At 70.1% G+C, this 23,826-nt stretch carries 21 protein-coding genes and 2 tRNA genes; 10 read left to right on the top strand and 13 right to left on the bottom strand.

The genetic code is table 11. From position 1 onward, the window contains the following. Positions 1-4 precede the first annotated feature (4 nt). Both ACGFMM_RS09690 and ACGFMM_RS09685 read left to right on the top strand, forming a co-directional pair. On the top strand, positions 5-898 hold the full coding sequence (locus ACGFMM_RS09690) for an RNA polymerase sigma-70 factor (protein WP_393644856.1): 894 nt from the start codon (positions 5-7) through the stop codon (positions 896-898). 59 nt (positions 899-957) lie between these two features. Next, on the top strand, positions 958-1,362 hold the full coding sequence (locus tag ACGFMM_RS09685) for a hypothetical protein (RefSeq protein WP_393644854.1): 405 nt from the start codon (positions 958-960) through the stop codon (positions 1,360-1,362). A gap of 63 nt (positions 1,363-1,425) precedes the next feature. On the opposite strand, the gene ACGFMM_RS09680 is transcribed toward ACGFMM_RS09685, so the two are convergent. Beyond that, positions 1,426-1,498 (bottom strand) — tRNA-Ala (locus tag ACGFMM_RS09680). 168 nt (positions 1,499-1,666) lie between these two features. Between ACGFMM_RS09680 and ACGFMM_RS09675 the strand changes: the two genes are divergently transcribed. After that, on the top strand, positions 1,667-2,215 hold the full coding sequence (locus ACGFMM_RS09675; protein WP_393644852.1) for a helix-turn-helix domain-containing protein: 549 nt from the start codon (positions 1,667-1,669) through the stop codon (positions 2,213-2,215). 34 nt (positions 2,216-2,249) lie between these two features. Beyond that, positions 2,250-3,635: a serine/threonine-protein kinase gene (locus ACGFMM_RS09670; RefSeq protein ID WP_393644850.1), complete on the top strand. Its 1,386-nt coding sequence runs from the start codon at positions 2,250-2,252 to the stop codon at positions 3,633-3,635. Positions 3,636-3,680: 45 nt separating this feature from the next. Here the strand turns inward: ACGFMM_RS09670 and ACGFMM_RS09665 are convergent, their stop codons facing one another. The 12 genes from ACGFMM_RS09665 to dnaA form a co-directional block, all read right to left on the bottom strand. Further along, a complete protein-coding gene (locus ACGFMM_RS09665; RefSeq protein ID WP_393644848.1) occupies positions 3,681-5,039 on the bottom strand; it encodes a hypothetical protein in 1,359 nt (452 codons plus the stop codon). Further along, complete coding sequence (locus tag ACGFMM_RS09660) at positions 5,036-6,952, bottom strand: VWA domain-containing protein (protein WP_393644846.1); 1,917 nt, start codon at positions 6,950-6,952, stop codon at positions 5,036-5,038. The genes ACGFMM_RS09665 and ACGFMM_RS09660 overlap by 4 nt, the downstream gene beginning before the upstream one ends. Positions 6,953-7,109: 157 nt before the next feature. Then, the gene (locus ACGFMM_RS09655) at positions 7,110-7,244 is read right to left on the bottom strand and encodes a DLW-39 family protein (protein ID WP_003958712.1); all 135 of its coding nucleotides are present in this window, start codon (positions 7,242-7,244) and stop codon (positions 7,110-7,112) included. A gap of 172 nt (positions 7,245-7,416) precedes the next feature. Beyond that, positions 7,417-7,490: transfer RNA gene (locus ACGFMM_RS09650), tRNA-Ile, on the bottom strand. Positions 7,491-7,608: 118 nt separating this feature from the next. Continuing rightward, entirely contained in the window at positions 7,609-8,232 is a 624-nt protein-coding gene (locus ACGFMM_RS09645) for a DUF3566 domain-containing protein (RefSeq protein WP_393644844.1), read from the bottom strand. 3 nt (positions 8,233-8,235) lie between these two features. Continuing rightward, the gene (gyrA, locus tag ACGFMM_RS09640) at positions 8,236-10,854 is read right to left on the bottom strand and encodes a DNA gyrase subunit A (RefSeq protein ID WP_393644842.1); all 2,619 of its coding nucleotides are present in this window, start codon (positions 10,852-10,854) and stop codon (positions 8,236-8,238) included. A 41-nt stretch (positions 10,855-10,895) separates the two neighbouring features. Next, a complete protein-coding gene (gyrB, locus tag ACGFMM_RS09635) occupies positions 10,896-12,926 on the bottom strand; it encodes a DNA topoisomerase (ATP-hydrolyzing) subunit B (protein WP_393644840.1) in 2,031 nt (676 codons plus the stop codon). Positions 12,927-13,307: 381 nt separating this feature from the next. After that, positions 13,308-13,865, bottom strand: a complete 558-nt coding sequence (locus ACGFMM_RS09630; protein WP_393644838.1) for a DUF721 domain-containing protein — start codon at positions 13,863-13,865, stop codon at positions 13,308-13,310. After that, complete coding sequence (recF, locus tag ACGFMM_RS09625; protein ID WP_393644836.1) at positions 13,862-14,983, bottom strand: DNA replication/repair protein RecF; 1,122 nt, start codon at positions 14,981-14,983, stop codon at positions 13,862-13,864. Before recF ends, ACGFMM_RS09630 begins: the two co-directional genes overlap by 4 nt. A 56-nt stretch (positions 14,984-15,039) precedes the next feature. Further along, positions 15,040-15,918 (bottom strand): phosphogluconate dehydrogenase (NAD(+)-dependent, decarboxylating), encoded by an 879-nt coding sequence (gnd, locus tag ACGFMM_RS09620; protein WP_393644834.1) that lies wholly within the window; start codon positions 15,916-15,918, stop codon positions 15,040-15,042. A 98-nt stretch (positions 15,919-16,016) separates the two neighbouring features. Next, on the bottom strand, positions 16,017-17,147 hold the full coding sequence (gene dnaN / locus ACGFMM_RS09615) for a DNA polymerase III subunit beta (protein WP_393645497.1): 1,131 nt from the start codon (positions 17,145-17,147) through the stop codon (positions 16,017-16,019). Between the two features lie 876 nt (positions 17,148-18,023). Next, positions 18,024-19,808 (bottom strand): chromosomal replication initiator protein DnaA, encoded by a 1,785-nt coding sequence (gene dnaA / locus ACGFMM_RS09610; protein WP_393644832.1) that lies wholly within the window; start codon positions 19,806-19,808, stop codon positions 18,024-18,026. Between the two features lie 394 nt (positions 19,809-20,202). Between dnaA and rpmH the strand changes: the two genes are divergently transcribed. From rpmH to rsmG, 6 genes are all read left to right on the top strand, one after another. Next, the gene (rpmH, locus tag ACGFMM_RS09605; RefSeq protein WP_015659252.1) at positions 20,203-20,340 is read left to right on the top strand and encodes a 50S ribosomal protein L34; all 138 of its coding nucleotides are present in this window, start codon (positions 20,203-20,205) and stop codon (positions 20,338-20,340) included. Between the two features lie 18 nt (positions 20,341-20,358). Beyond that, positions 20,359-20,730 carry a ribonuclease P protein component gene (gene rnpA, locus ACGFMM_RS09600; protein ID WP_393644830.1) on the top strand — a complete coding sequence of 124 codons (372 nt, stop codon included), beginning with the start codon at positions 20,359-20,361 and terminating at the stop codon, positions 20,728-20,730. Next, positions 20,727-21,053, top strand: a complete 327-nt coding sequence (yidD, locus tag ACGFMM_RS09595) for a membrane protein insertion efficiency factor YidD (RefSeq protein WP_393644828.1) — start codon at positions 20,727-20,729, stop codon at positions 21,051-21,053. The genes rnpA and yidD overlap by 4 nt, the downstream gene beginning before the upstream one ends. A gap of 3 nt (positions 21,054-21,056) precedes the next feature. Beyond that, positions 21,057-22,331, top strand: coding sequence for a membrane protein insertase YidC (yidC, locus tag ACGFMM_RS09590; protein ID WP_393644826.1), 1,275 nt, complete (start codon positions 21,057-21,059; stop codon positions 22,329-22,331). 14 nt (positions 22,332-22,345) lie between these two features. Beyond that, positions 22,346-22,858 (top strand): protein jag, encoded by a 513-nt coding sequence (locus ACGFMM_RS09585; RefSeq protein ID WP_393644824.1) that lies wholly within the window; start codon positions 22,346-22,348, stop codon positions 22,856-22,858. A 107-nt stretch (positions 22,859-22,965) separates the two neighbouring features. After that, positions 22,966-23,682, top strand: a complete 717-nt coding sequence (gene rsmG / locus ACGFMM_RS09580) for a 16S rRNA (guanine(527)-N(7))-methyltransferase RsmG (protein WP_393644822.1) — start codon at positions 22,966-22,968, stop codon at positions 23,680-23,682. The last annotated feature ends 144 nt before the right edge of the window (positions 23,683-23,826 follow it).

Raw genomic sequence — 23,826 nt, 5'->3', positions numbered from 1 at the left:
CGCCATGACCGACCACACCGACCCGGCGACCGGGACCTTCGTCGCCCACCGGAATCTGCTCTTCACCGTCGCGTACGAGGTGCTGGGCTCCGCCGCCGACGCCGAGGACGTCCTGCAGGAGACCTGGCTGCGCTGGGTCAAGGTCGACCTGGACCAGGTCGCCGACCACCGCGCCTACCTGGTGCGGATCACCACCCGCCAGGCGCTCAACCGGCTGCGCACCATGAAGCGCCGCAGGGAGGCGTACGTCGGGCAGTGGCTGCCGGAGCCGATGCTCACCACACCCGACGTCGCCGAGGACGTCGAACTGGTCGAGAGCGTGTCGATGGCGATGATGCTCGTCCTGGAGAGCCTCTCCCCGACCGAGCGGGCCGTCTTCGTGCTCCGCGAGGTCTTCGAGATCGACTACGACGAGATCGCCGAGGCCGTCGACAAGAGCCCCGCGGCCGTCCGGCAGATCGCCCACCGCGCCCGCCGGCACGTCGACGCCCGCCGCCCGCGCCGGACGGCGTCCCCGGGCGTGGCCCGGGCGGCGCTGGAGTCCTTCCGGCGCGCGCTGGAGACCGGGGACCCGCAGGAGCTGCTCGACGTACTGGCCCCGCAGGTCGTCCTGGTGAGCGACGGCGGCGGCGTGAAGCGGGCCGCGCTGCGGCCCGTGATCGGCGCGGAGAAGGTGGTCCGCTTCTACTTCGGCGGCACCGCCAAACACAGGGCGACGGTCGCCTGCGAGCCGACCGTGGTCAACGGCAGCCCGGCACTGGTCGTGCACGTGAACGGCGAACTGGACGGCGTGATGGCCCTGCGCGTCGAGGACGCCCTCATCACCGGCCTCTACTACGTCCGCAACCCCGAGAAGCTCACCCACGTCGCCGCCGAGACGCCGCTCACCCTGCGCTGAGGTTTCGGACGCCGACCGCCGCCAACAGCCCACCACGCCCACCCCGAGGTGTAGACACCATGGCACGACAGAAGACGGCGGCAACGCCGCGCACGACCGCCTTCCTGAAGATCTCCGTCGCCCTGCAGACCGTCTCGCTGTTCTTCCAGGCGGTGACCGCCGGGGCGCTGCTGACCTCGTCCACCGGCGCGCTGCTGCACGACGTCGGCTCGCGCGTGATGTACGGCGCGGCCATGCTCTACGTGCTCGCCGCGATCCTCGCCTGGCGGCCGGGCGGCGGCCCGACCCGCCCGATCTGGTACGCGACCGGCTTCCTCGCCCTCGCCTCGGTCCAGGTCGTCCTCGGCATCGCCCACATACCCGAGTTCCACGTCCCGCTCGGCATCCTGATGTTCGGCCTCAGCACCCTGGCCCTGGGCCAGGTGCTGGTCTCGCGGCCCGCGGTCCTGGGCGCCCGCGCCTAGGGACGGGGACGCGCAAATGCCCTCCGACCCGGAGTCTTCCCAGGTCGGAGGGCATTTGAGAAGTGGAGCCTAGGGGAGTCGAACCCCTGACATCTGCCATGCAAAGACAGCGCTCTACCAACTGAGCTAAGGCCCCGAAAGACGTCGGCGACCGGTCGATCTCCGGACCGGGCCGCGCCGCAGACCAGAGTACCGGGTCACCCCCCGGGTACGGCAAAAACATTGGGGCTCCCGGTGCGCGAGCGCTCTCCGTAAGATGCTTGGCGAGGTTCGCAGTGGCGAACCGCAGGGATGGGGAGAAGCAATGGATGCAGCGCAGCAGGAAGCCACGGCCAGAGCCAGAGAGCTTCAGCGCAGTTGGTACGGCGAGCCGCTGGGGGCGCTGTTCCGCCGGCTGATCGACGATCTCGGGCTGAACCAGGCCCGGCTCGCGGCCGTACTCGGCCTGTCCGCGCCCATGCTCTCCCAGTTGATGAGCGGCCAGCGGGCCAAGATCGGCAATCCGGCGGTCGTCCAGCGCGTCCAGGCCCTCCAGGAGCTCGCCGGCCAGGTCGCCGACGGCAGTGTCAGCGCGGCCGAGGCCACCGACCGCATGGAGGAGATCAAGAAGTCGCAGGGCGGCTCGGTCCTCACGACCACCAGCCAGACGACGAACAGCTCGGGCGCGCCGACCGTGCGCCGGGTGGTGCGCGAGATCCAGTCGCTGCTGCGCTCGGTCGCGGCGGCCGGCGACATCATCGACGCGGCGGACTCCCTCGCCCCGACGCATCCGGAGCTGGCAGAGTTCCTCCGGGTGTACGGCGCGGGCCGTACGTCCGACGCGGTCTCGCACTACGAGTCGCACCAGAACTGACGCCGACACGGCACGACGGGAGCGGGCGCAGCGCATGGGTGAGGTCTTCGCGGGCCGGTACGAACTGGTCGACCCGATCGGACGCGGCGGGGTGGGCGCGGTGTGGCGTGCCTGGGACCACCGGAGACGGCGCTATGTCGCCGCGAAGGTGCTCCAGCAGAGCGACGCGCACACCTTGCTGCGTTTCGTCCGCGAGCAGGCCCTGAGGATCGACCACCCGCACGTCCTCGCCCCGGCCAGCTGGGCCGCGGACGACGACAAGGTGCTGTTCACCATGGATCTGGTGAGCGGTGGCTCGCTGGCGCACCTCATCGGCGACTACGGCCCGCTCCCGCCGCGCTTCGTCTGCGTCCTGCTCGACCAGCTGCTCGCCGGGCTGGCCGCGGTGCACGCGGAGGGGGTCGTGCACCGCGACATCAAGCCGGCCAACGTGCTGCTCGAGGCGACCGGAACCGGGCGGCCGCATCTGCGGCTGTCCGACTTCGGCATCTCCATGCGCAAGGGCGAGCCCCGGCTCACCGAGACGAACTACGTGGTCGGCACGCCCGGTTACTTCGCGCCCGAGCAACTGATGGGCGCGGAGCCGGACTTCACCGCCGACCTGTTCGCCGTCGGCCTGGTGGCGCTGTACCTCCTCCAGGGGACCAAGCCCGACTCCCAGGCCCTCGTGGACTACTTCACCGCGCACGGCACTCCCGGGGCCCCTCAGGGCATCCCTGAGCCGCTGTGGCAGGTGCTCGCCGGGCTGCTCCAGCCCGATCCGCAGGCCCGGTTCCGTACCGCCAACGGCGCGCGCAAGGCGCTCGCCACGGCCATGGAGCTGCTGCCGGACGCCGGTCCGGACGAGGAGCCGGTCGAGGTCTTCGACCAGCTCGGCCCGCTGCCGGGCGGTTTCGGCCCGGAGGGGCCGGCGGGCGCCGGCCCGGCTCCCGCGGCGCAGGAGGCCGGGCAGCAGGCCGGGCAGGGCCCGAGCCCGTCCGAGCCGGGCGGCTTCCCTCTGGCGCCGCCGCACCAGGCATCCCCCATGGCGCCGCATCAGGCTTCCCCCACGCCGCCCCCACAGGCGGTGCACGCCCCCGCGCAGCCGCCGGCCCCGATGCCCGCGTACCCGGTGGCTCCTCACCTCGCGGCAGCCCCCTACCCGGCTGCCGCAGCCGACTTCGGGCAGGTCCCCACCTCGGGCCAGGAGTTCGCCCAGGCCCCCACGTCCGCCGTGCCGTACGAGCAGCCGGCGACCCGTCACTACACGGCGCACGCCCCCGTGCGGACCCCGACGACCGCCGTGCCGGCGCAGCCGCAGCCGGCGGCGCCCCCGGCCCCGCGTACGCGACCGGGACCGCCCCCGAAGGTGGCGGTCCCGGTGCTGATCGTCGCGCTGCTGTGCCTGGCGGTCGGCGTCTGGGCCCTCACGCAGGTCTGAGCCCGAGGTTTACCCGGCCGCCCGGCGCAAAGGGCTGCCAAAGGGCTACCAGGCCGGCGGCGGCCCGTACTGCGTCGGCTCCTGTGTCCGGGCGGGCAGCCTGGCGGCCTCCTGCGCTGCCCGCCGCCGGGCGACCAGCGTCCAGCCGCCGAGCCCGAGCAGCAGAACCGCGCCCGCGCCGAGCCCGGCCGCCGCGACCAGCTTCATCGTCCCGCCGGTGGACGCGTCGGAGCCGCTCTGCCCGTCGGCGGCCGCGTCCCGGTCGTCGTCGGTGACCGTGAACGGCCCGGGGTCGCCGACGTACCCGGGGCCCTCCTGCGCCTGGCCGGTGACGTTCAGCCGCAGCGTCAGCGGGAGCGCCTTGTCGCCGTACTCCTTCGCCATGTCCGGGCTGAGCGTCGCCGACAGGTAGTACCAGCCGGCGAACCGCATGGCGCTGGAGCTGGTGTCGGAATCGAACCGGTTCTCGTAGGCGACCGGCGGCTGCGGTTCGAGCCCCATCGTCGCCTGCTTGCCGTTGTACGAGAGCCTGTCGTCGTCGACGTGGCCGCCGGCCGGGTTGGCCAGCGTCAGCGTCAGCGCGTTGCTCACGAAGTCGTCGCCGGTCGGGCTGCTGCCCAGCTCGGCGCCGACGAACACCTGCTGCCCCCAGTCGACCGGCACCCGGTAGAACAGCGTCTGCCCCGGCTCGATGTCGTCCCGCCACTCGCCCTCTCCCAGGCCGGTGGCTTCGAAGAGGCTGGTGCCGCCGTGACGCTTCGTCGGGCCGCCGGGCGGCGGCTGCGGCGAGGCGGACGGCCATTCCTCCGGGGCCTGGGTCGGCCCGGCGGCCTTCAGCGCCGGCTCGGTGACGTGCCGGAGCTCCAGGCCCCAGTCCGTGGGCGTGGATGTCGCCGCGCTGGTCCGCTCGACGAGCACGTAGTACGCGCCGGGCGACGCGCAGCTGTCGTTGTCACCGGCCTGGTCGACCTCGCGCACGGCGTACGCGGTGATCGGCCGCGTGTAGCCGCCCGACCCGAACTGGGTCTCCTGCGAACCGCACCGGGAGCCGGAGCCGTCCTGCAGGGTCACCTTGATCCCGTCGGCGTACTCCGCCTTCCCGCCCGACGGCGGCACGGCCACGACCGACACGTAGGCATTGTGCTGACCGTCCAGGTCGACCCGGTAGTACTGCTTGCCGGTCTGGGAGATGGTGTCGCGGTAGACCGAACCCGGCTTCAGCTGCGCCGAGTTCGAGGTCGTCGCCGCGCCCTTCACCTGCTGCGCCGCACTGTCGTACGCGTACGGGGCGTCGCCGGCCGCCCAGGCCGGCCCGGGCAGCGCGGCCACCGCGCACAGCGCCGCCACGGCGGCGGCCGTCGCGCGGCCCGTGCCGCGCACTGTCCGGATGCGCTGCGTCGTCACGCGCTTCTCCTCGTCGTCTCCGTGGTCGCCGACCGGGTCGCCGCCCTGCGCCGCACCAGTACGAGCACCGTGCCCGCGATCAGGACGACGGCGCCGCCCGCGGCAGCGGCGGCCGCGGTGCCGGTCCATCCTGCCCCGCCCGTCCCTCCGCTGTCTGCGCGGCCGGGCGAATCGTCCCGATCAGTCGCCTTGGGTTCGGCCACCGGGGCGCCGTGCTGCGGCCCGGCGAGCTCGTCGCCGAGCACCGCCACCCGCAGCACCACACCGATCTGGGGGTTCTCGGCGATCTCGGCGGCCCGCGCCCCGAGGGTCACGGCGATGTAGAAACCGCCCTTGGTGTGCACCGGGATGACGTTCGGGTGGTGCTCGTGCCGGTTGGTCCAGGCGACCGGCACGGTGCCCAGGTTCAGCTTCGCCGGGCGGCCGTTGTAGACGGTGCTCGGGTCGAACTCGCCCGTCCCGCCGCCGACCGGGTGCCGCGACGGGGTGTACACCTGGCTCGCCCCGTACGAGTTCGCGCCGCCGTACCCCTTCACGGTCGGCTCGTTGGCGAACTCCACGTCGTAGCGCAGCTGCTGGCCCCAGCCGACCGGGACGCGGTACCAGAGCGTCTGGGACGGCAGCAGCCGGTCCCGCCACACGCCGGACCCGATCTCGCGGGCGTCGTTGAAGCCGGTGCCGCCGCGCACGTCCTTCGGGTCGCCGGCCGGCACCGCGGCGTCCTTGTCGCCCTTGCCGTACTCCGGCTGCGACTGGGCCGCCGTCGTCCCCTTCGGCAGCGGCGCCTCGAGGCCGAAGGTGAGTTCCACCGGCCAGCGCGCCGCGTCGGAGTCCTCCTGGCTCTTGCGCTCGACGACCAGGTGGTAGCGGCCCGCCTCGTCACAGGTGCGGCCGCCCTTGTCGCTCGGCACGCGCAGCACCGCGGAGGTGAGCGGGGTCGCGCCCTCGTGCTGGGAGAAGAACTCGGTGTGGAGGTCGCAGCGGCTGTCGTCGCGCTCGACGCGGGTGCTCAGCGCGTCGAGCATGTCGACCTTCGCGCCGGGCTGCGGCACCGCCGTGGCGGAGAGGCTCGCGGTGGAGACGGCGTCGAGGTCGAGGGCGTAGTGCCGCTGCTCGCCGGGCCCGATGGTGTCCAGGTACTGCCCGGGGACGAGCTTCGGGGCCCGGTCGCGGGTCGCGGCGCCCTCGACGCGCGTGCCCTTCAGCCGGTAGCCGTCGACGGACAACTGCGAGGCGCGCTGCAGCTGTCGGGCGAGGGAGGCGGCGTCCGGGGCGTCGTAGTACCGCCCGTTGCCGGCCTCGGCGATGCACTCCAGCTGCTCGCGGGCCCGGCCCCGTACCTGGAAGCCGACGGTGTCGACGCGCAGCCCCACACCGTCCTTGGCGAGCTGCTCGGCGACCTCGCAGGGCTTGGGCGTGCCGCAGCTGTCCTCGCCGTCGGAGATCAGCAGGATCGTCCGCGTCCCGATCGCCCCGGCGGGCGCCTGCGGCAGGTCGGCGGCGGCCTTCTGCAGCGCGTAGCCGATCGGCGTGTCGCCCTTGGGCTTCACGGAGGCAACGGCCTGCTTCAGCCCGGACCGGTCCAGCGGTTCGACCGGGGTGACGAGCCGGGTGTCGGTGCAGCCCCGGTCACGGTCCGCGCCGTACACCCGCAGTCCGGTCGGGTAGCCGTCCGGGAGGCTGTCGACGACCGTGCCCACCGCGGAGCGGGCGGACTCCATGCGGGTGCGGCCGGAGCCGTCGCCGTCGGCCATGGAGCCGGAGGAGTCCAGCACCATCACCAGACTGTTCCGGCCGGTCCCCTCGGCGGCGGGCGCGGCCGTCGCACTGCCCGCGGGCGTCGTCAGCATCAGGGCGAGCACCGCCCCGACCGTCATGCCCACCGCCGTCCGGCGGCGTGTCGTTGTTCTCATCTTCCGTGTCCCCCTTGGCCATGACCACGCAACTTTGCTCTTGCAAGCTAGTGATTTGCGTAGGCGAACTCAAGGGGATCGCTGTCACGGTCCTGAAACAGCGAGAAGCCCCGGCCGCATCAAGCGACCGGGGCTTCGTCGTCAGACTGTGCGCGTCTCACACACCCGAACCTGCGGGCACGGAGTCGGTCGCCTCCGTCCACAGATCCTGCTCGGCGCGATCCGCCTGGATCTGGCGGTACACGAGGAGCCCGCCGATGGCGGCCAGTGCGACCAGGAGAAGCTTCTTCACCGCGCGACCTCGTCTTTCCTTGACGTATGAGGACTTCTGGCGCCCGACTATACACACCGACCGATATCGATTGGTGACCTGCCTCGAGGCAATCCATCACCTCTCCGCACGGGCCCACGGCAGTAAAACGATCGGCCCGGACGGGAAGTTCCGTCCGGGCCGATCGAAGCTGTGGGGCTAACAGGATTTGAACCTGTGGCCTCATCCTTATCAGGGATGCGCTCTAACCAACTGAGCTATAGCCCCGCCGCGCTCTGCGGGGTGACCCGCGCGCTGACTCCTGAAGATTAGCGCACGTGGGGGCCAGTCCCAAAATCGGTTACCCGCGGCCCTCCGAGGAGCCGCGGGCCGGCCCCCGCGCAGGTCACTCGTCCTCCGCCAGCGTCAGCTCGACACCGCCGACGAAACCCGCCGACAGGTTGTAGATGAACGCGCCCAGCGTCGCCAGCGCGGTCATCAGGACCACGTCGATCACCGCGATCACCGAGGTGAACATCAGCACCCGCGGCAGCGACAGGAACGACTGCAGGTCGAAGCCGTTGGACTCGTTCGAGCCCGTGGCCTCGCTGATCGTCCCGCCGACCGTCGAGAAGACGCCCATGGCGTCCATGACCATCCACAGCACCGCCGCCGCGACGACCGTGCAGATGCCCAGCGCGATGGAGAGCAGGAAGCTCACCTTCATCACCGACCACGGATCGGCCTTCGCCACCCGCAGCCGGGCCTTGCGCGTCCGGGGCGTCGTGCGTGCCCCCGTACGCGGCCGCCGCACGGCCGAGTTGCCGCCCTGGCCCTGCTGGCCCGGGTACGCCTGCGGCGGGTGGTACGGCTGCGCCGCCTGCGCGCCCGCGGGGCGCTCACCCGGCAGCGGGCCGTTGTTGCCGTATGACACGCCCACCCCCTGGGAATCCGTGGCGGGGCCACGGGCGCCGTTCTCTCCAGCAGCAGCTCCAGCAGCGGCCGATCCGGCGCCCATGGCTCCACTCACGCTCTACTCCTCGTGCTCCCCGGCCGAGGACTCCGTGTCCCCGGCCGTCTCGACCGTGGCAGCGGCCTCGACACCGTCGACGGCCACGACGCCCTCGGCGTCGTCGTCCTCGACCTCGTCGGCCTCGCTGCCCGCCTCGGCGTTCCGCGCGATGCCGACGACGGCATCCCGCTTGCCCAGATTGATCAGCTGGACGCCCATGGTGTCACGGCCGGTCTCCCTGACTTCATTGACGCGCGTACGAATCACACCGCCGGACAGCGTGATGGCGAGGATCTCGTCGGTCTCCTCGACCACCAGCGCGCCCACGAGCGAACCGCGGTCCTCCACGATCTTGGCGGCCTTGATGCCGAGGCCACCGCGGCCCTGGACGCGGTACTCGTCGACGGCGGTCCGCTTCGCGTACCCGCCGTCGGTGGCGGTGAAGACGAACGTACCGGGCCGGACGACGTTCATCGAGAGCAGTTCGTCGTCCTCGCGGAAACTCATGCCCTTCACGCCCGACGTGGCCCGGCCCATCGGCCGCAGCGCGTCGTCCGTGGCGGTGAACCGGATCGACTGCGCCTTCCTGCTGATGAGCAGCAGGTCGTCCTCGGCCGAGACCAGCTCCGCGCCGATCAGCTCGTCGTCGCTGCCGTCCTCCCGCTCACGCAGGTTGATGGCGATGACGCCGCCCGAGCGGGGCGAGTCGTAGTCCTTCAGCGCCGTCTTCTTCACCAGACCGGCCTTGGTGGCGAGCACCAGGTACGGCGCGGCCTCGTAGTCGCGGATGGCGAGGATCTCGGCGATCTGCTCGTCCGGCTGGAAGGCCAGCAGGTTGGCGACGTGCTGGCCGCGCGCGTCCCGGCCGGCGTCCGGAAGCTCGTACGCCTTGGCCCGGTAGACCCGGCCCTTGTTGGTGAAGAACAGCAGCCAGTGGTGGGTCGTGGAGACGAAGAAGTGGTCGACGATGTCGTCCTGCTTCAGCTTCGTGCCGCGCACGCCCTTGCCGCCGCGCTTCTGCGAGCGGTAGTCCTCGGTCTTCGTCCGCTTCACATAGCCGCCACGCGTGATGGTGACGACGATGTCCTCCTCGGCGATCAGGTCCTCGATGGACATGTCACCGTCGAAGGGCACCAGCTTGGAACGGCGGTCGTCGCCGAACTTCTCGACCAGGGCCGCCAGCTCCTCGCTGACGATGGTCCGCTGCTTCTCCGGCGAGGCCAGGATCGCGTTGTACTCGTTGATCTTCGCCTGCAGCTCGTCGTGCTCGGCGATGATCTTCTGGCGCTCCAGGGCGGCGAGCCGGCGGAGCTGCATCTCCAGGATGGCGTTGGCCTGGATCTCGTCGATCTCCAGCAGGCCCATCAGGCCCTCGCGCGCCACCTCGACCGTGTCACTGCGCCGGATGAGCGCGATGACCTCGTCGATCGCGTCCAGCGCCTTGAGCAGACCGCGCAGGATGTGGGCGCGCTCCTCGGCCTTGCGCAGCCGGAACTTCGTCCGGCGCACGATGACCTCGATCTGGTGCGTCACCCAGTGGCGGATGAACGCGTCCAGCGAGAGGGTGCGCGGCACGCCGTCGACGAGCGCCAGCATGTTGGCGCCGAAGTTCGTCTGCAGATCGGTGTGCTTGTACAGGTTGTTGAGGACGACCTTGGCGACGGCGTCGCGCTTGAGCACGATGACCAGGCGCTGTCCGGTCCGGGACGAGGTCTCGTCGCGGACGTCGGCGATGCCGCCGATCTTGCCGTCCTTCACCAGGTCGGCGATCTTCTGCGCGAGGTTGTCCGGGTTGACCTGGTACGGAAGCTCCGTGACCACCAGGCACTGGCGGTTCTGGATCTCCTCGACCTCGACCACCGCGCGCATCGTGATGGAGCCGCGGCCGGTGCGGTACGCCTCCTCGATGCCCTTGCGGCCGACGACCAGCGCGCCGGTCGGGAAGTCCGGGCCCTTGATCCGCTCGATGAGCGCGTCGAGCAGCTCCTCGTGGGTGGCCTCGGGGTTGGCCAGGTACCACTGGGCGCCCTCGGACACCTCGCGCAGGTTGTGCGGCGGGATGTTGGTCGCCATGCCGACGGCGATGCCGGCGGAGCCGTTGACCAGCAGGTTCGGGAACCGGGCCGGCAGGACCGTCGGCTCCTGGTTGCGGCCGTCGTAGTTGTCCGTGAAGTCGACGGTCTCCTCGTCGATGTCGCGGACCATCTCCATCGACAGCGGCGCCATCTTGCACTCGGTGTAGCGCATGGCGGCGGCCGGGTCGTTGCCCGGGGAGCCGAAGTTGCCGTTGGAGTCGACCAGCGGCATCCGCATCGACCAGGGCTGGGCGAGGCGGACGAGGGCGTCGTAGATGGACGAGTCGCCGTGCGGGTGGTACGTACCCATGACGTCGCCGACGACGCGGGCGCACTTGTAGAAGCCCTTCTCGGGCCGGTAGCCGCCGTCGTACATCGCGTAGAGCACGCGCCGGTGCACGGGCTTCAGGCCGTCCCGTACGTCGGGCAGCGCGCGGGACACGATGACGGACATCGCGTAGTCGAGGTACGAGCGCTGCATCTCCGTCTCGAGCCCGACGGGCTCGACCCGCAGCTGCGGTCCCTCTTCTTCTTCGGTGGTCACAGGGGTGTTTTCGTCGGCCATTGCTGGTCGTCAGTCCTTTCGTACGGTCAGCTGAGACCGACTCAGATGTCGAGGAAGCGAACGTCCTTGGCGTTGCGCTGGATGAACGAGCGGCGCGCCTCGACGTCCTCGCCCATCAGCACCGAGAACAGGTCGTCGGCCTGGGCGGCGTCGTCCAGGGTGACCTGGCCGAGCACGCGGTGCTCGACGTCCATGGTGGTGACGCGCAGCTCCTCGGCGTTCATCTCGCCGAGACCCTTGAAGCGCTGGATCGAGTCTTCCTTGATCCGCTTGCCGTTCTGCTTGCCCAGCTCGACCAGGGCGTCGCGCTCGCGGTCCGAGTACGCGTACTCGAAGTCGTCCCGGCCCCACTTGATCTTGTACAGCGGGGGGCGGGAGAGGTAGACGTGCCCGGCCTCGACCAGCGGCCGCATGAAGCGGAACAGGAACGTCAGGAGCAGGGTGTTGATGTGCTGACCGTCGACGTCGGCGTCCGCCATCAGGATGATCTTGTGATAGCGGAGCTTCTCGATGTCGAAGTCCTCGTGGACCCCGGTGCCGAAGGCCGAGATCAGCGCCTGGACCTCGGTGTTCTGCAGGATCTTGTCGATCCGGGCCTTCTCGACGTTCAGGATCTTGCCGCGGATCGGCAGGATGGCCTGGTACATCGGGTTCCGGCCGGACTTGGCGGAGCCGCCGGCGGAGTCGCCCTCGACGATGAAGATCTCGCACTTCGTCGGGTCGTTCGACTGGCAGTCGGAGAGCTTGCCCGGGAGGGACGCCGACTCCAGGAGGCCCTTGCGGCGGGTCAGGTCGCGGGCCTTGCGCGCGGCCACGCGCGCGGTGGCGGCCTGGATGCCCTTGCGGACGATGTCCGCGGCCTCGTTGGGGTTGCGGTCGAACCAGTCGGTGAGGTGCTCGTGGACGACCTTCTGTACGAAGGTCTTGGCCTCGGTGTTGCCGAGCTTGGTCTTCGTCTGGCCCTCGAACTGCGGCTCGCCCAGCTTGACCGAGATGATCGCGGTCAGACCCTCGCGGATGTCGTCGCCGGTGAGGTTGTCGTCCTTCTCGCGGAGCAGCTTCTTGTCGCGCGCGTACTTGTTGACCAGCGTGGTCAGCGCGGCGCGGAAGCCCTCCTCGTGCGTACCGCCCTCGTGGGTGTGGATCGTGTTCGCGAAGGAGTACACGCCCTCGGTGTAGGACGAGTTCCACTGCATCGCGATCTCGACCGAGAGCATGCGCTCCTTGTCCTCGGCCTCGATGTCGATGACGGTGGGGTTGATCAGCTCGCCCTTGCGCGAGTTGAGGTACTTCACGAAGTCGACGATGCCGCCCTCGTAGTGGTACTTCACCGTGCGCGCGGCCGGCTCGGCGGCGGCCTCGGCGTCCGGGTCGTCGGCGCCGACCGTGGCCTTGGCGGACTCGCGCTCGTCGGTGAGCGTGATCGTCAGACCCTTGTTGAGGAAGGCCATCTCCTGGAAGCGCCGCGAGAGCGTCTCGAAGGAGTAGTCGGTCGTCTCGAAGATGTCCGGGTCGGACCAGAACGTGACCGAGGTGCCGGTCTCGCCGGTCTCCTCGTGCTGGGCGAGGGGCGCGGTCGGGGCGCCCATCTTGTAGTCCTGCGTCCAGCGGTGGCCGTCGGTCTTCACCTCGACGGCGACCTTCGTGGACAGGGCGTTGACCACGGAGACGCCGACGCCGTGGAGACCACCGGAGACCGCGTAGCCGCCGCCGCCGAACTTGCCGCCCGCGTGCAGCACGGTCAGCACGACCTCGAGGGCCGGCTTGCCCTCGGACTCGACGATGCCGACGGGGATACCGCGGCCGTTGTCGACGACGCGGACGCCGCCGTCGGCCAGGATCGTCACGTCGATGGTGTCCGCGTGACCGGCCAGGGCTTCGTCGACCGAGTTGTCCACGACCTCCTGCACCATGTGGTGCAGGCCGCGCTCTCCGGTCGAGCCGATGTACATGCCAGGGCGCTTGCGCACCGCATCCAGACCCTCGAGGACCTGGATGTTGCTGGCGGTGTACTGGTTGTTCTCGTTGGGGTTGCCGGAATCGGCCACGAAGCGCCCTTTCTGGCACAGCACAGGCCGTCTCCTGGCATGCGGGAGCGGCTGCGTCGTTCGACATGTTCCGCAGGGTGGCGGGATTGTCTCCCAGTCTACCGGTACCACTGACACTCATGGGGGTTTGCCGGTACCTGAATGCTCATGTGCCGCCCTGAGCGGGAGCGAGACGACTCCCCATATACAGACAGGGGCTCCAGAGGGCTCTGACGGCCACCTAGCGCTTCGAGCGGTCACACCCCGCTGTGGGGGCTCGCCGTCGGCGTTGTGGGCCATCGTTCGTTCCGCGGTGGGGGTGCCCCCTGGACGAAGTCCTTGAGGGAGGGACGGGTGGGCACAACGCCGCCCACGCGCGCGGCGCCCATGTCCGGACCCGCACCACGTGAGCCTGCAGTCGCCCTGCTACCCGTACGTATCCCCAGGCCCCACAGACCCCGGCGCCCGCAACGCCCCATACCGCCGAGCCGGCCCCGCAGACGGCCCGAGCACCTTGATCACCCGCACCGTCCCGTGCCCCAGGTCCTCGTTGAGCCGCGCAACCAGCCGCGGCGCCAGCAGCCGCAACTGCGTCGCCCACGCGGTCGAGTCGCACTGCACCGTCAGCACCCGCGCATCCGGCTCCTCGTCGTACCGCAGCGGCACACAGTGCTTCGCCAGGTCCTCGCCCACGATCTGCGGCCAGCGACCCATCACGCCGCCGACCGCCGCCGGCGTCTCCCAGCCCCGCTCGGTGATCAGCCGGTTGATCGCCGAGCCGAGCGCCATCGGATCGCGCCCGTCGGCGTGCGCGCCGGACCGCAGCCCGCCCCCGCGCCGCGCCTGCTTCTTCTGCTGCGCCGCCGCGCCCCGTGCCCGCGCCGCCTCCTTGGCCGCGCGCAGCGCGACCCGGGCGAGATCCACACCCGAGGGCTCGGGAACCGCCTGCTTGTCCCCACCCTGGGGACGGAGCTCCTCGGTCATACCCGCCGCACCTCTCCGCCGGCCACTTCGTACCGCACCCCGGCCAGCACGTCCGGCACGTCGTCGTCCACCGCCGCCGTCACCAGCACCTGCTCGCCCGGCGCGACCAGCTCCGCCAGCCGCTCGCGGCGCCGCGCGTCGAGCTCCGCGAACACGTCGTCCAGGACCAGCACCGGCTCGTTGCCCTCGGCGCGCAGCAGGTCGTACGAGGCCAGCCGCAGCGCCAGCGCGTACGACCAGGACTCGCCGTGGCTCGCGTACCCCTTGGCCGGCAGGTCGCCCAGCTTCAGCAGCAGGTCGTCGCGGTGCGGGCCGACCAGCGTGACCCCGCGCTCGATCTCCTGCTTGCGCACGTCCGCGAGCGCGGCGATCAGCTGCCCGTACAGCTCCTCGCGGGTCTGCCCGGAGCCCGGCGCGGAGGGCTTGTACTCCAGCAGAATCGGTCCGCCGCCGGGCGCCAGCTGCTCGTACGCCTTGTCCGCCAGCGGCTGCAGCGTCGCGATCAGGTCCAGCCGCTGCGCCAGCAGTTCCGCGCCCGCGCGGGCGAGGTGCTGGTCCCACACGTCGAGCGTGGACAGGTCCATGGAGCGGCCGCCGTGCCGCCGGGCCATCGCCGCGGACTTCAGCAGCGTGTTGCGCTGCTTGAGCACCCGCTCGTAGTCGGACCGCACGCCCGCCATCCGCGGCGAGCGCGCCGTGATCAGCTCGTCCAGGAACCGCCGGCGCTCCCCGGGGTCGCCCTTCACCAGCGCCAGGTCCTCGGGCGCGAACAGCACGGTGCGCACGATCCCCAGCACGTCACGCGGCTTGACCTGCGAGGACCTGTTGATGCGGGCCCGGTTGGCCCGGCCCGGGTTGAGTTCGAGCTCGACCAGCTGGGAGCGCTCGCCCTGGGTGACGGCGGCCCGGATGACCGCCCGTTCGGCGCCCATCCGCACCAGCGGTGCGTCGGAGGCGACCCGGTGGCTGCCGAGGGTGGCGAGATAGCCGACCGCCTCGACGAGATTGGTCTTGCCCTGTCCGTTCGCCCCCACGAACGCGGTGACGCCCGGGTCGAGCGGAACCTCGACCCGGGCGTACGAGCGGAAGTCGGCCAGCGACAGATGCGTGACGTGCATGGTGTGCGCCGACCTTCCCCCGGCTGCTGTGCACCGCCGGGTGCACAGCCTGTGGATTACTTCTTGGTCTCGACCGCGTGGCCACCGAACTGGTTGCGCAGCGCGGCGATCATCTTCATCTGCGGGGAGTCGTCCTGACGCGAGGCGAACCGCGCGAACAGCGAGGCGGTGATCGCCGGCAGCGGCACCGCGTTGTCGATGGCGGCCTCGACGGTCCACCGGCCCTCGCCGGAGTCCGCCGCGTAGCCGCGCAGCTTGTCCAGGTGCTCGTCCTCGTCCAGCGCGTTGACCGCCAGGTCCAGCAGCCAGGAACGGATGACCGTGCCCTCCTGCCAGGACCGGAAGACCTCGCGGACGTCGGTGACCGAGTCCACCTTCTCCAGGAGCTCCCAGCCCTCGGCGTAGGCCTGCATCATCGCGTACTCGATGCCGTTGTGGACCATCTTCGCGAAGTGGCCGGCGCCGACCTTGCCCGCGTGCACCGCGCCGAACTCCCCCTCGGGCTTCAGCGCGTCGAAGACCGGCTGGACCCGCGCCACGTGCTCGGCGTCGCCGCCGTACATCAGCGCATAGCCGTTCTCCAGGCCCCAGACGCCGCCGGAGACGCCGCAGTCGACGAAGCCGATGCCCTTGGCGGCGAGCTCCTCGGCGTGCTTCTCGTCGTCCGTCCAGCGGGAGTTGCCGCCGTCCACCACGATGTCGCCGGGGGAGAGCAGCTCGGCCAGTTCGTCGATCGTCGACTGGGTCGCCGCGCCGGCGGGGACCATGACCCACACGACGCGCGGGCCCTTGAGCTTGCCCACAAGCTCCTCGAGGCTGTGGACATCCGCGAGGTCCGGGTTGCGGTCGTATCCGATGACGGTGTGGCCTGCGCGGCGGATGCGCTCACGCATGTTGCCGCCCATCTTGCCGAGACCGACGAGACCGAGCTCCATCAGAGATTCCTTAAGCGTCGTGTGCGGTTGTACCCGGGTCCGAGCCTACGCCCGGACCCCCGTGCACACCTGTGGGGTCAGCCGCTCAGTCGACGCCGTCAGCCCGAGAGACGAACGGGCATGATCAGGTACTTGTACGCCTCGTCCGCCTCGGCGTCGAGCGCCGGCTTGCCGCTCAGCAGGGCGGGCTTGGTCGACGTGGTGAACGAGAGCTGGGCGACCGGGGAGTCGATGGCGCTCAGACCGTCCAGCAGGAAGGTCGGGTTGAAGGCGATCGAGATGTCGTCGCCCTCCAACTGCGCGTCCAGACGCTCCACAGCCTGTGCATCGTCGCTGGAGCCGGCCTCCAGGATCAGCACGCCCTGCTCGAAGCTCAGCCGCACCGGGGTGTTCCGCTCTGCGACCAGGGCCACACGCTTGACGGCCTCGACGAACGGGGCGGTCTCGATCACGGCGACGGAGTTGAACTCGGTCGGGAAGAGCGTGCGGTACTTGGGCAGGTCGCCCTCGAGCAGGCGGGTGGTGGTGCGCCGGCCCGCGCCCTCGAAGCCGATCAGGCCCTCGCCCGCACCGGAGCCGGAGAGCGCCAGGGTGACCGTGTCGCCGCTGGTCAGCGCCTTGGCCGTGTCCAGCAGGGTCTTCGCCGGCACCAGGGCGACGGCGGAGGCGTCCGGGGACTCCGGCTTCCACAGGAACTCGCGGACCGCGAAGCGGTAGCGGTCGGTGGAGGCCAGGGTGACCGTGTCGCCCTCGATCTCGATGCGCACACCGGTCAGCACCGGCAGCGTGTCGTCACGGCCGGCGGCGATGGCCACCTGCTGGGCGGCGGAGGCGAAGACCTCGCCGGGGACGGTGCCGGTCGCGGTCGGCATCTGCGGCAGCGCCGGGTACTCCTCCACAGGCAGGGTGTGGAGGGTGAAGCGCGAGGAGCCGCAGACCACGGTCGCCCGTACACCGTCTGTGGAGATCTCGACGGGGCGGTTGGGGAGGGCGCGGCAGATGTCGGCGAGCAGCCGGCCGGAGACCAGGACCGTGCCGTCCTCCTCGACCTCGGCCTCGACGGAGACGCGGGCCGAGACCTCGTAGTCGAAGCTGGAGAAGCTCAGCGCGCCGTCCTCGGCCTTCAGCAGAAGGCCCGCGAGCACGGGCGCCGGCGGACGGGCCGGGAGGCTCCGGGCCACCCAGGCCACCGCCTCCGCGAGTACATCGCGCTCCACCCGGATCTTCACCGGAACCGCCTCCTGCATGTTGCTGGCTCTTCGTCGACTGGCAGGGATCCAGTCTGACGTACGCCACCGACACTCGGTGCGGCTCGGGGTCAAGTCGTGACGAGCCGCGCCCGACGGCCCGGCCTCGAGTTGTGCACAGCACCGACTTCGAAGCGGATTTCCCGGTAACTCTGAGTGGGAGTAGTAGTAGGGCCTGTGGAAACCGTGGATAACGGTATCTGAGCAGGTCAGGCCCAGTTTTTTGTCCACCGGCCCTGTGGGCGACAGCGGTGGACAACCAGGGGTTTCTGTGGACACCCGAAAGTTCTGCACACCCCATGCACAGGCGACAGCGACTTCTCCCCAGTGCTGTCCCCAGCTTTCCCCACGTTCCCCACAGCCAAACCCGCGCCCTCGATGTGACGCCTTTCACTCGACCCGGTGATGGCGGGTGTTTCCTTGCCGAACAGTGGACAGGGATGTGGGAAACCTGGGGACAACGGGCCCTGCCCTGTGGGCTGCCCGTGGACAACTCCTCGGGCCTCCTGTGGACGGCAGATTCATCCACAGTCTGTGGAACGCGGTTGATCACAAATCCACAGGGGTGTGACCTGCTGTGATGATCATTCCCCCAGGCTTGCTGTGGACACAAACTGGACAACTTGGGAGTCCCCAGGCTGTGGACGGAAGATCCTCCCCAGATCTGTGGAGAACCGCGTCCGACCAGCCGGTATTCGAACAGCCCACTTTCGTACACAGGTGCCCACAGGCCCGTGCGCAGGCGCCGACGGTCGCTGCACCGAGCCCCCGGCGGGGTCCGAGAGCCGTGCCGGCCCACGAAAAAGCGCCCCGGGACGGTGTCCCGAGGCGCTCTCCGCGCGGTGCCGGCGGCCCGCGTCAGCCGTTCTTGATGCGGTTGGTGAGCTCCGTGACCTGGTTGTAGATGGAGCGCCGCTCCGCCATCAGCGCGCGGATCTTCCGGTCCGCGTGCATGACGGTCGTGTGGTCGCGGCCGCCGAACTGCGCCCCGATCTTCGGCAGCGACAGGTCCGTCAGCTCCCGGCACAGGTACATGGCGATCTGGCGGGCCGTCACCAGGACCCGGCTGCGCGAGGATCCGCAGAGGTCCTCCACCGTCAGCCCGAAGTAGTCGGCCGTCGACGCCATGATGGCGGGCGCGGTGATCTCCGGCGCCGAGTCCTCGCCGCCCGGGATCAGATCCTTCAGCACGATCTCGGTGAGCCCGAGATCGACCGGCTGCCGGTTGAGCGAGGCGAACGCGGTCACCCGGATCAGCGCCCCCTCCAGCTCGCGGATGTTCCGCGAGATCCGGGAGGCGATGAACTCCAGCACCTCCGGCGGGGCGTTGAGCTGCTCCTGCACCGCCTTCTTCCGGAGGATCGCGATCCGCGTCTCCAGCTCCGGCGGCTGCACGTCGGTGGTCAGACCCCACTCGAAGCGGTTGCGCAGCCGGTCCTCCAAGGTCATCAGCTGCTTGGGCGGCCTGTCCGAGGAGAGCACGATCTGCTTGTTCGCGTTGTGGAGCGTGTTGAAGGTGTGGAAGAACTCCTCCTGCGTCGACTCCTTGCTCGCAAGGAACTGGATGTCGTCGACGAGCAGGATGTCCACATCGCGGTAGCGCTTGCGGAACGCGTCGCCCTTGCCGTCGCGGATGGAGTTGATGAACTCGTTGGTGAACTCCTCCGAGCTCACGTACCGCACCCGGGTGCCCGGGTAGAGGCTCCGCGCGTAGTGCCCGATCGCGTGCAGCAGATGGGTCTTGCCGAGGCCCGACTCCCCATAGATGAACAGGGGGTTGTACGCCTTGGCGGGCGCCTCGGCCACGGCGACGGCGGCCGCGTGCGCGAACCGGTTCGACGAGCCGATGACGAAGGTGTCGAAGAGGTACTTGGGGTTCAGCCGGGCGTGCGGCTCCCCGGGACCCCCGGCCGCGGACGGCTGACCGCCGCCGGCGGCGTGCCGGGGCCCCGGGCCGGGCTGGGCGACGGACGGGCCGGGGCCCCGCTGCGGCTCGGGAAGCTCTCCGCGCTCCGGCCGCTGCGACTCGTACGGCGCGGGGCGCTCGTCGTAGCGCGGGGGGGCGGGCTGCCGGTCGCGGCTGCCGTACGGCTCGTGCCACTGCTCCGCGGGGGCCTCGCGGTCCTGGTAGCCGCCGAGCCGCGGCTGCTGCCAGGAGAGGTCCTCCTGGGAGCGCGGCCAGACGCCGGGGTCGGGCCGCTGCTGCTGGTACTCGGGGTAGGCGGGGCGCACCGGCGGCAGGTCGTCGCCGCCCGGCCGGTGGCCGTAGCCGCCGCCGTCGTACTTCTCGTAGGAGTCGGCGGGCCCGCGGTCGTCGTAGCGGGGGTGCTGCGGCTGGGGGGCCGGGGGCGCCGGAGGGGCGGGCTCGCCGGCGGAGTCGTCGACGGTGATCGCGATCCGGATGGGGCGGCCGCACTCACGGCTGAGGGTGTCGCTGATCAGTGGCGCGAGCCGGCCCTCGAGCACCCGCTTGCCCCACTCGTTGGGCACGGCGAGGAGTGCGGTGTCGGCGACCAGTGCGAGAGGCTGGCACCGTTCGATCCACTGCTTGTCCTTGGGCTCGATGCCCTGCTGTCCCTCTCCGAGAAGCTGCTCGAGCACGCGTGGCCACACTGCGGCAAGATCAGCAGGTACGTCAGCCACGGGGCACGCTTCCTCGTTGGTCCCACGAATGTGTGGTTCTCGGGACGGTGGGTCGGGGTCCGTTCGCGGTCCGTCAGGACAGGTAAGGACAGAACGGAAAAAGATTCAGGAGTTCAGCCACGGTAGTCGGGGCGGCTGACGTGGTTCAAGTTGTTGTCCACAGCCTGTGCATACAAGGGCCCGCCGTGGGGCCGGTTTGACCGGATGGCGTAGCCGCGCGTACCGTAACCAGGTCGAGTTGTCGATGGCTGCTGCCGCCTGCCTCCGATGGGCAAAGATCACGGTCAGTGATCGTGTAGCGGTGCCACTCGGGCGTATTGCGAGCTTCTCGTGGGCGCACGGTGACAGCCAGGCGATGTCCCGCCACACCACGAATCATTTCTGGAGCCCCCGAGTGAGCAAGCGCACCTTCCAGCCGAACAACCGTCGTCGCGCGAAGACCCACGGTTTCCGCCTGCGCATGCGTACCCGTGCCGGTCGCGCCATCCTGGCGAACCGCCGTGCCAAGGGTCGCGCGAGCCTGTCCGCCTGATCCGCGCCAGGTCATGACGTGCTGCCTACCGAGAATCGGCTGAGGCGGCGCGAGGACTTCGCGACCGCGGTACGCCGAGGACGCCGGGCCGGACGCCCGTTCCTCGTCGTCCATCTACGCAGCGGTGCAATGGACCCGCACGCGCCTGGGGAGAGCGCTCCTCCGGCTCGTGCGGGTTTCGTCGTGAGCAAGGCAGTGGGTGGAGCGGTCGTCCGCAACCAGGTGAAGCGGCGTCTTCGCCATCTGATCCGTGATCGGCTGTCCGAGCTGCCCCCCGGTAGCCTGGTGGTAGTACGGGCGCTGCCCGGAGCGGGCGACGCCGATCACCTTCAGCTGGCCCGAGACCTGGATGCCGCTCTCCAGCGGTTGCTGGGAGGGGGCACGCGATGAAGTACCCGCTGCTGGCCCTGATCAAGCTGTACCAGTGGACGATCAGCCCGCTGCTGGGCCCGGTGTGCCGGTACTACCCGTCGTGCTCGCACTACGGATTCACGGCCATCGACCGGCATGGCGCGATCAAGGGAACGGCCCTGACCGCCTGGCGCATCCTGCGGTGCAACCCGTGGTCGCCCGGAGGCGTGGACCATGTCCCCCCGCGTAAACGTCCCCGCTGGCACGAAATGCTGCGGAACGCCCTCCGCGGCGAGAAGGGCGGGTCCTCCGCCGACACGAGCCCGGCCGCAGAGACCACGCCCAATGCTCAAGGAGCCTGATTAGTGGACACGATTGCCAGTCTGTTCGCCTTCATCACCACACCCGTCTCATGGGTGATCGTCCAGTTCCACAGTATGTACGGGGCGATCTTCGGTCCTGACACGGGTTGGGCCTGGGGCCTGTCCATCGTGTCCCTGGTGGTGCTGATCCGGATCTGTCTGATCCCGCTGTTCGTCAAGCAGATCAAGTCGACCCGGAACATGGCCGCCCTTCAGCCGAAGATGAAGGCGATCCAGGAGCGCTACAAGAGCGACAAGCAGCGCCAGTCCGAAGAGATGATGAAGCTGTACAAGGAGACGGGTACCAACCCGCTCTCCTCGTGCCTTCCCATCCTGGCGCAGTCCCCGTTCTTCTTCGCGCTGTACCACGTGCTGAGCAAGATCGCCTCGGGTGAGGAGATCGGTGTTCTCAACCAGACCCTCGTGGACAGCGCCCGTCAGGCCCACATCTTCGGCGCCCCGATCGCCGCGAAGTTCACCGACAGCCCCGAGAAGGTCGAGGCGCTCAACGCCTCCCTGACCGATGTGCGCATCGTGACGGCGATCATGATCGTCCTGATGTCGGCCTCGCAGTTCTTCACGCAGCGCCAGCTGATGACGAAGAACGTCGACCTGTCGGTGAAGACCCCGTACATGCAGCAGCAGAAGATGCTGATGTACATCTTCCCGGTGATCTTCGCCGTCATGGGTATCAACTTCCCCGTCGGTGTCCTCATCTACTGGCTGACCACCAACGTGTGGACCATGGGCCAGCAGATGTACGTGATCAACCAGAACCCCACCCCGGGATCCAAGGCCCAGGACGCGTACCTGCAGCGCCTGCTGAAGAACGTCACCCAGCACGGTGAGGTCCGCGGCCGGCGCCGGAAGAACATCGTCAAGCTGATCGTGGCCAAGGGCGGCGACCGCAACGAGCAGGAGCGCCGCTTCTTCACCGGTCTGGCCAAGGCCGGCTTCGCGCCCCAGGCCGACGGCACGGTGGAGAAGAGCGACACGGTCACCGCCGAGGCCGAGGGCGGCACCGTCACCAAGCGGCAGCAGCCGAAGCGCCAGTCCAAGTCCCAGCGCCAGTCGGGCACCGGAGCGGCGGGCGGCCAGCACAAGGGCGACGAGGCCTCCTCCGAGCCCACCTCGCTGGAGAAGAAGCCGAAGGAGTCGGTCGAGGAGTCCAAGCCCGACCGCCCGAGCCGCGCCAACTCCGGCAACACCTCCCGCCAGGCCAAGTCCGGGCAGCGCAAGGGCCAGCAGCGCCCCAAGCACCCGTCGTCCAAGAAGTAGTAAGGAGCCCATCCGTGACGGAAGGCACCACCTCCGCCGCCGCCGAGGGTGGCGACACCCTGACCCGCCTGGAGCAGGAGGGTGAGATCGCGGCCGACTACCTCGAGGGTCTGCTCGACATCGCCGACCTGGACGGCGACATCGACATGGACGTCGAGGCGGACCGGGCCTCGGTCTCGATCGTCAGCGATTCGAGCAGCCGTGATCTGCAGAAGCTGGTGGGCCGGGACGGCGAGGTGCTGGAGGCGCTCCAGGAGCTCACGCGTCTGGCCGTGCACCGTGAGACCGGTGACCGCAGCCGTCTGATGCTGGACATCGACGGCTTCCGCGCCAAGAAGCGCACCGAGCTCGCCGAGCTGGGCGCCAAGGCGGCGGAGGAGGTCAAGACCACCAAGCAGCCGGTGAAGCTGGACCCGATGACGCCGTTCGAGCGCAAGGTCGTGCACGACGCGGTCGCCGCCGCCGGTCTGCGCAGCGAGTCCGAGGGCGAGGAGCCGCAGCGCTTCGTCGTCGTACTCCCTGCCTGACCCCTTCTTGTTGTGTCGGCCCCGTCTGTTCGCAGGCGGGGCCGATCTTTGTCAGCCTGATAGTCAGCCCACCCAGCGTGGTGGCGCGGTACGGAAGGACGGTTCCCGTGACGGAGTCAGCGGAACTCCCCCAGGCGCCCGAGCAGGCGCGGACGGTTTTCGGCGAGTACTTCCCGGAAGCCGTGCGCTACGCCGAGCTGCTCGCGGACGCGGGAGTGAAGCGTGGGCTGATCGGCCCGCGCGAGGTGCCGCGCCTGTGGGAGCGGCATCTGCTGAACTGTGCGGTGCTCTCCGAGGTGGTGCCCGAGGGCGTCACGGTCTGCGATGTGGGCTCGGGCGCGGGTCTGCCCGGGATCCCGCTGGCCCTGGTGCGGCCTGATCTGAAGATCACCCTTCTTGAGCCGCTGCTGCGGCGGACGAACTTCCTCCAGGAGGTCGTCGAACTGCTGGGCCTGGACCATGTGACCGTCGTGCGCGGCCGTGCCGAGGAGGTACTGGGCACGCTGCAGCCGGTGCACGTGGTGACGGCCCGCGCGGTGGCGCCCCTCGACCGGCTGGCCGGCTGGGGCGTACCGCTGCTGCGTCCCTACGGCGAGATGCTGGCGCTCAAGGGCGACACCGCCCAGGAGGAGCTGGACGGCGCCCGGGCCGCGCTGTCGAAGCTCGGCGTGGTGGAGACGTCGGTGCTCCAGGTCGGCGAGGGCATCGTGGATCCGATGTCGACGGTGGTCCGGGTGGAGGTCGGGGAGAGCCCCGGCGGGGTCCGGTTCGCCGCCAAGCGTGCCAAGGCCGCCCGTCCCAGCCGGACGCGACGCCGGCGCTAGTGCCGGTCGTTACGTCACGCGAACATCCATACGTACCCATTTCGGAGTGTCGGGCGGTCGTGGCGGGGCGGCGAGTGCATCGTGTTTCACGTGAAACGTCGCTCACTGCTGCAGGGGATCATCAGCCGCGGCCGCGCGGCCGCC

The sequence above is a fragment of the Streptomyces sp. NPDC048604 genome (genome assembly GCF_043199435.1).
In the GTDB taxonomy this organism is placed as follows: Bacteria; Actinomycetota; Actinomycetes; order Streptomycetales; family Streptomycetaceae; genus Streptomyces.
This window is presented reverse-complemented; position numbering and strand designations above follow the sequence as displayed.

What these genes read in the sequence shown, in the direction of transcription:
- ACGFMM_RS09690 (WP_393644856.1), top strand. Translation starts at nt 5, where the DNA reads ATGACCGACCACACCGACCCGGCGACCGGGACCTTCGTCGCCCACCGG.
- gyrA (WP_393644842.1), bottom strand. Translation starts at nt 10,854, where the DNA reads ATGGCCGACGAAAACACCCCTGTGACCACCGAAGAAGAAGAGGGACCG.
- yidD (WP_393644828.1), top strand. Translation starts at nt 20,727, where the DNA reads ATGAAGTACCCGCTGCTGGCCCTGATCAAGCTGTACCAGTGGACGATC.
- recF (WP_393644836.1), bottom strand. Translation starts at nt 14,983, where the DNA reads ATGCACGTCACGCATCTGTCGCTGGCCGACTTCCGCTCGTACGCCCGG.
- ACGFMM_RS09675 (WP_393644852.1), top strand. Translation starts at nt 1,667, where the DNA reads ATGGATGCAGCGCAGCAGGAAGCCACGGCCAGAGCCAGAGAGCTTCAG.
- gnd (WP_393644834.1), bottom strand. Translation starts at nt 15,918, where the DNA reads ATGGAGCTCGGTCTCGTCGGTCTCGGCAAGATGGGCGGCAACATGCGT.
- ACGFMM_RS09630 (WP_393644838.1), bottom strand. Translation starts at nt 13,865, where the DNA reads ATGACCGAGGAGCTCCGTCCCCAGGGTGGGGACAAGCAGGCGGTTCCC.
- ACGFMM_RS09660 (WP_393644846.1), bottom strand. Translation starts at nt 6,952, where the DNA reads ATGAGAACAACGACACGCCGCCGGACGGCGGTGGGCATGACGGTCGGG.
- ACGFMM_RS09670 (WP_393644850.1), top strand. Translation starts at nt 2,250, where the DNA reads ATGGGTGAGGTCTTCGCGGGCCGGTACGAACTGGTCGACCCGATCGGA.
- ACGFMM_RS09685 (WP_393644854.1), top strand. Translation starts at nt 958, where the DNA reads ATGGCACGACAGAAGACGGCGGCAACGCCGCGCACGACCGCCTTCCTG.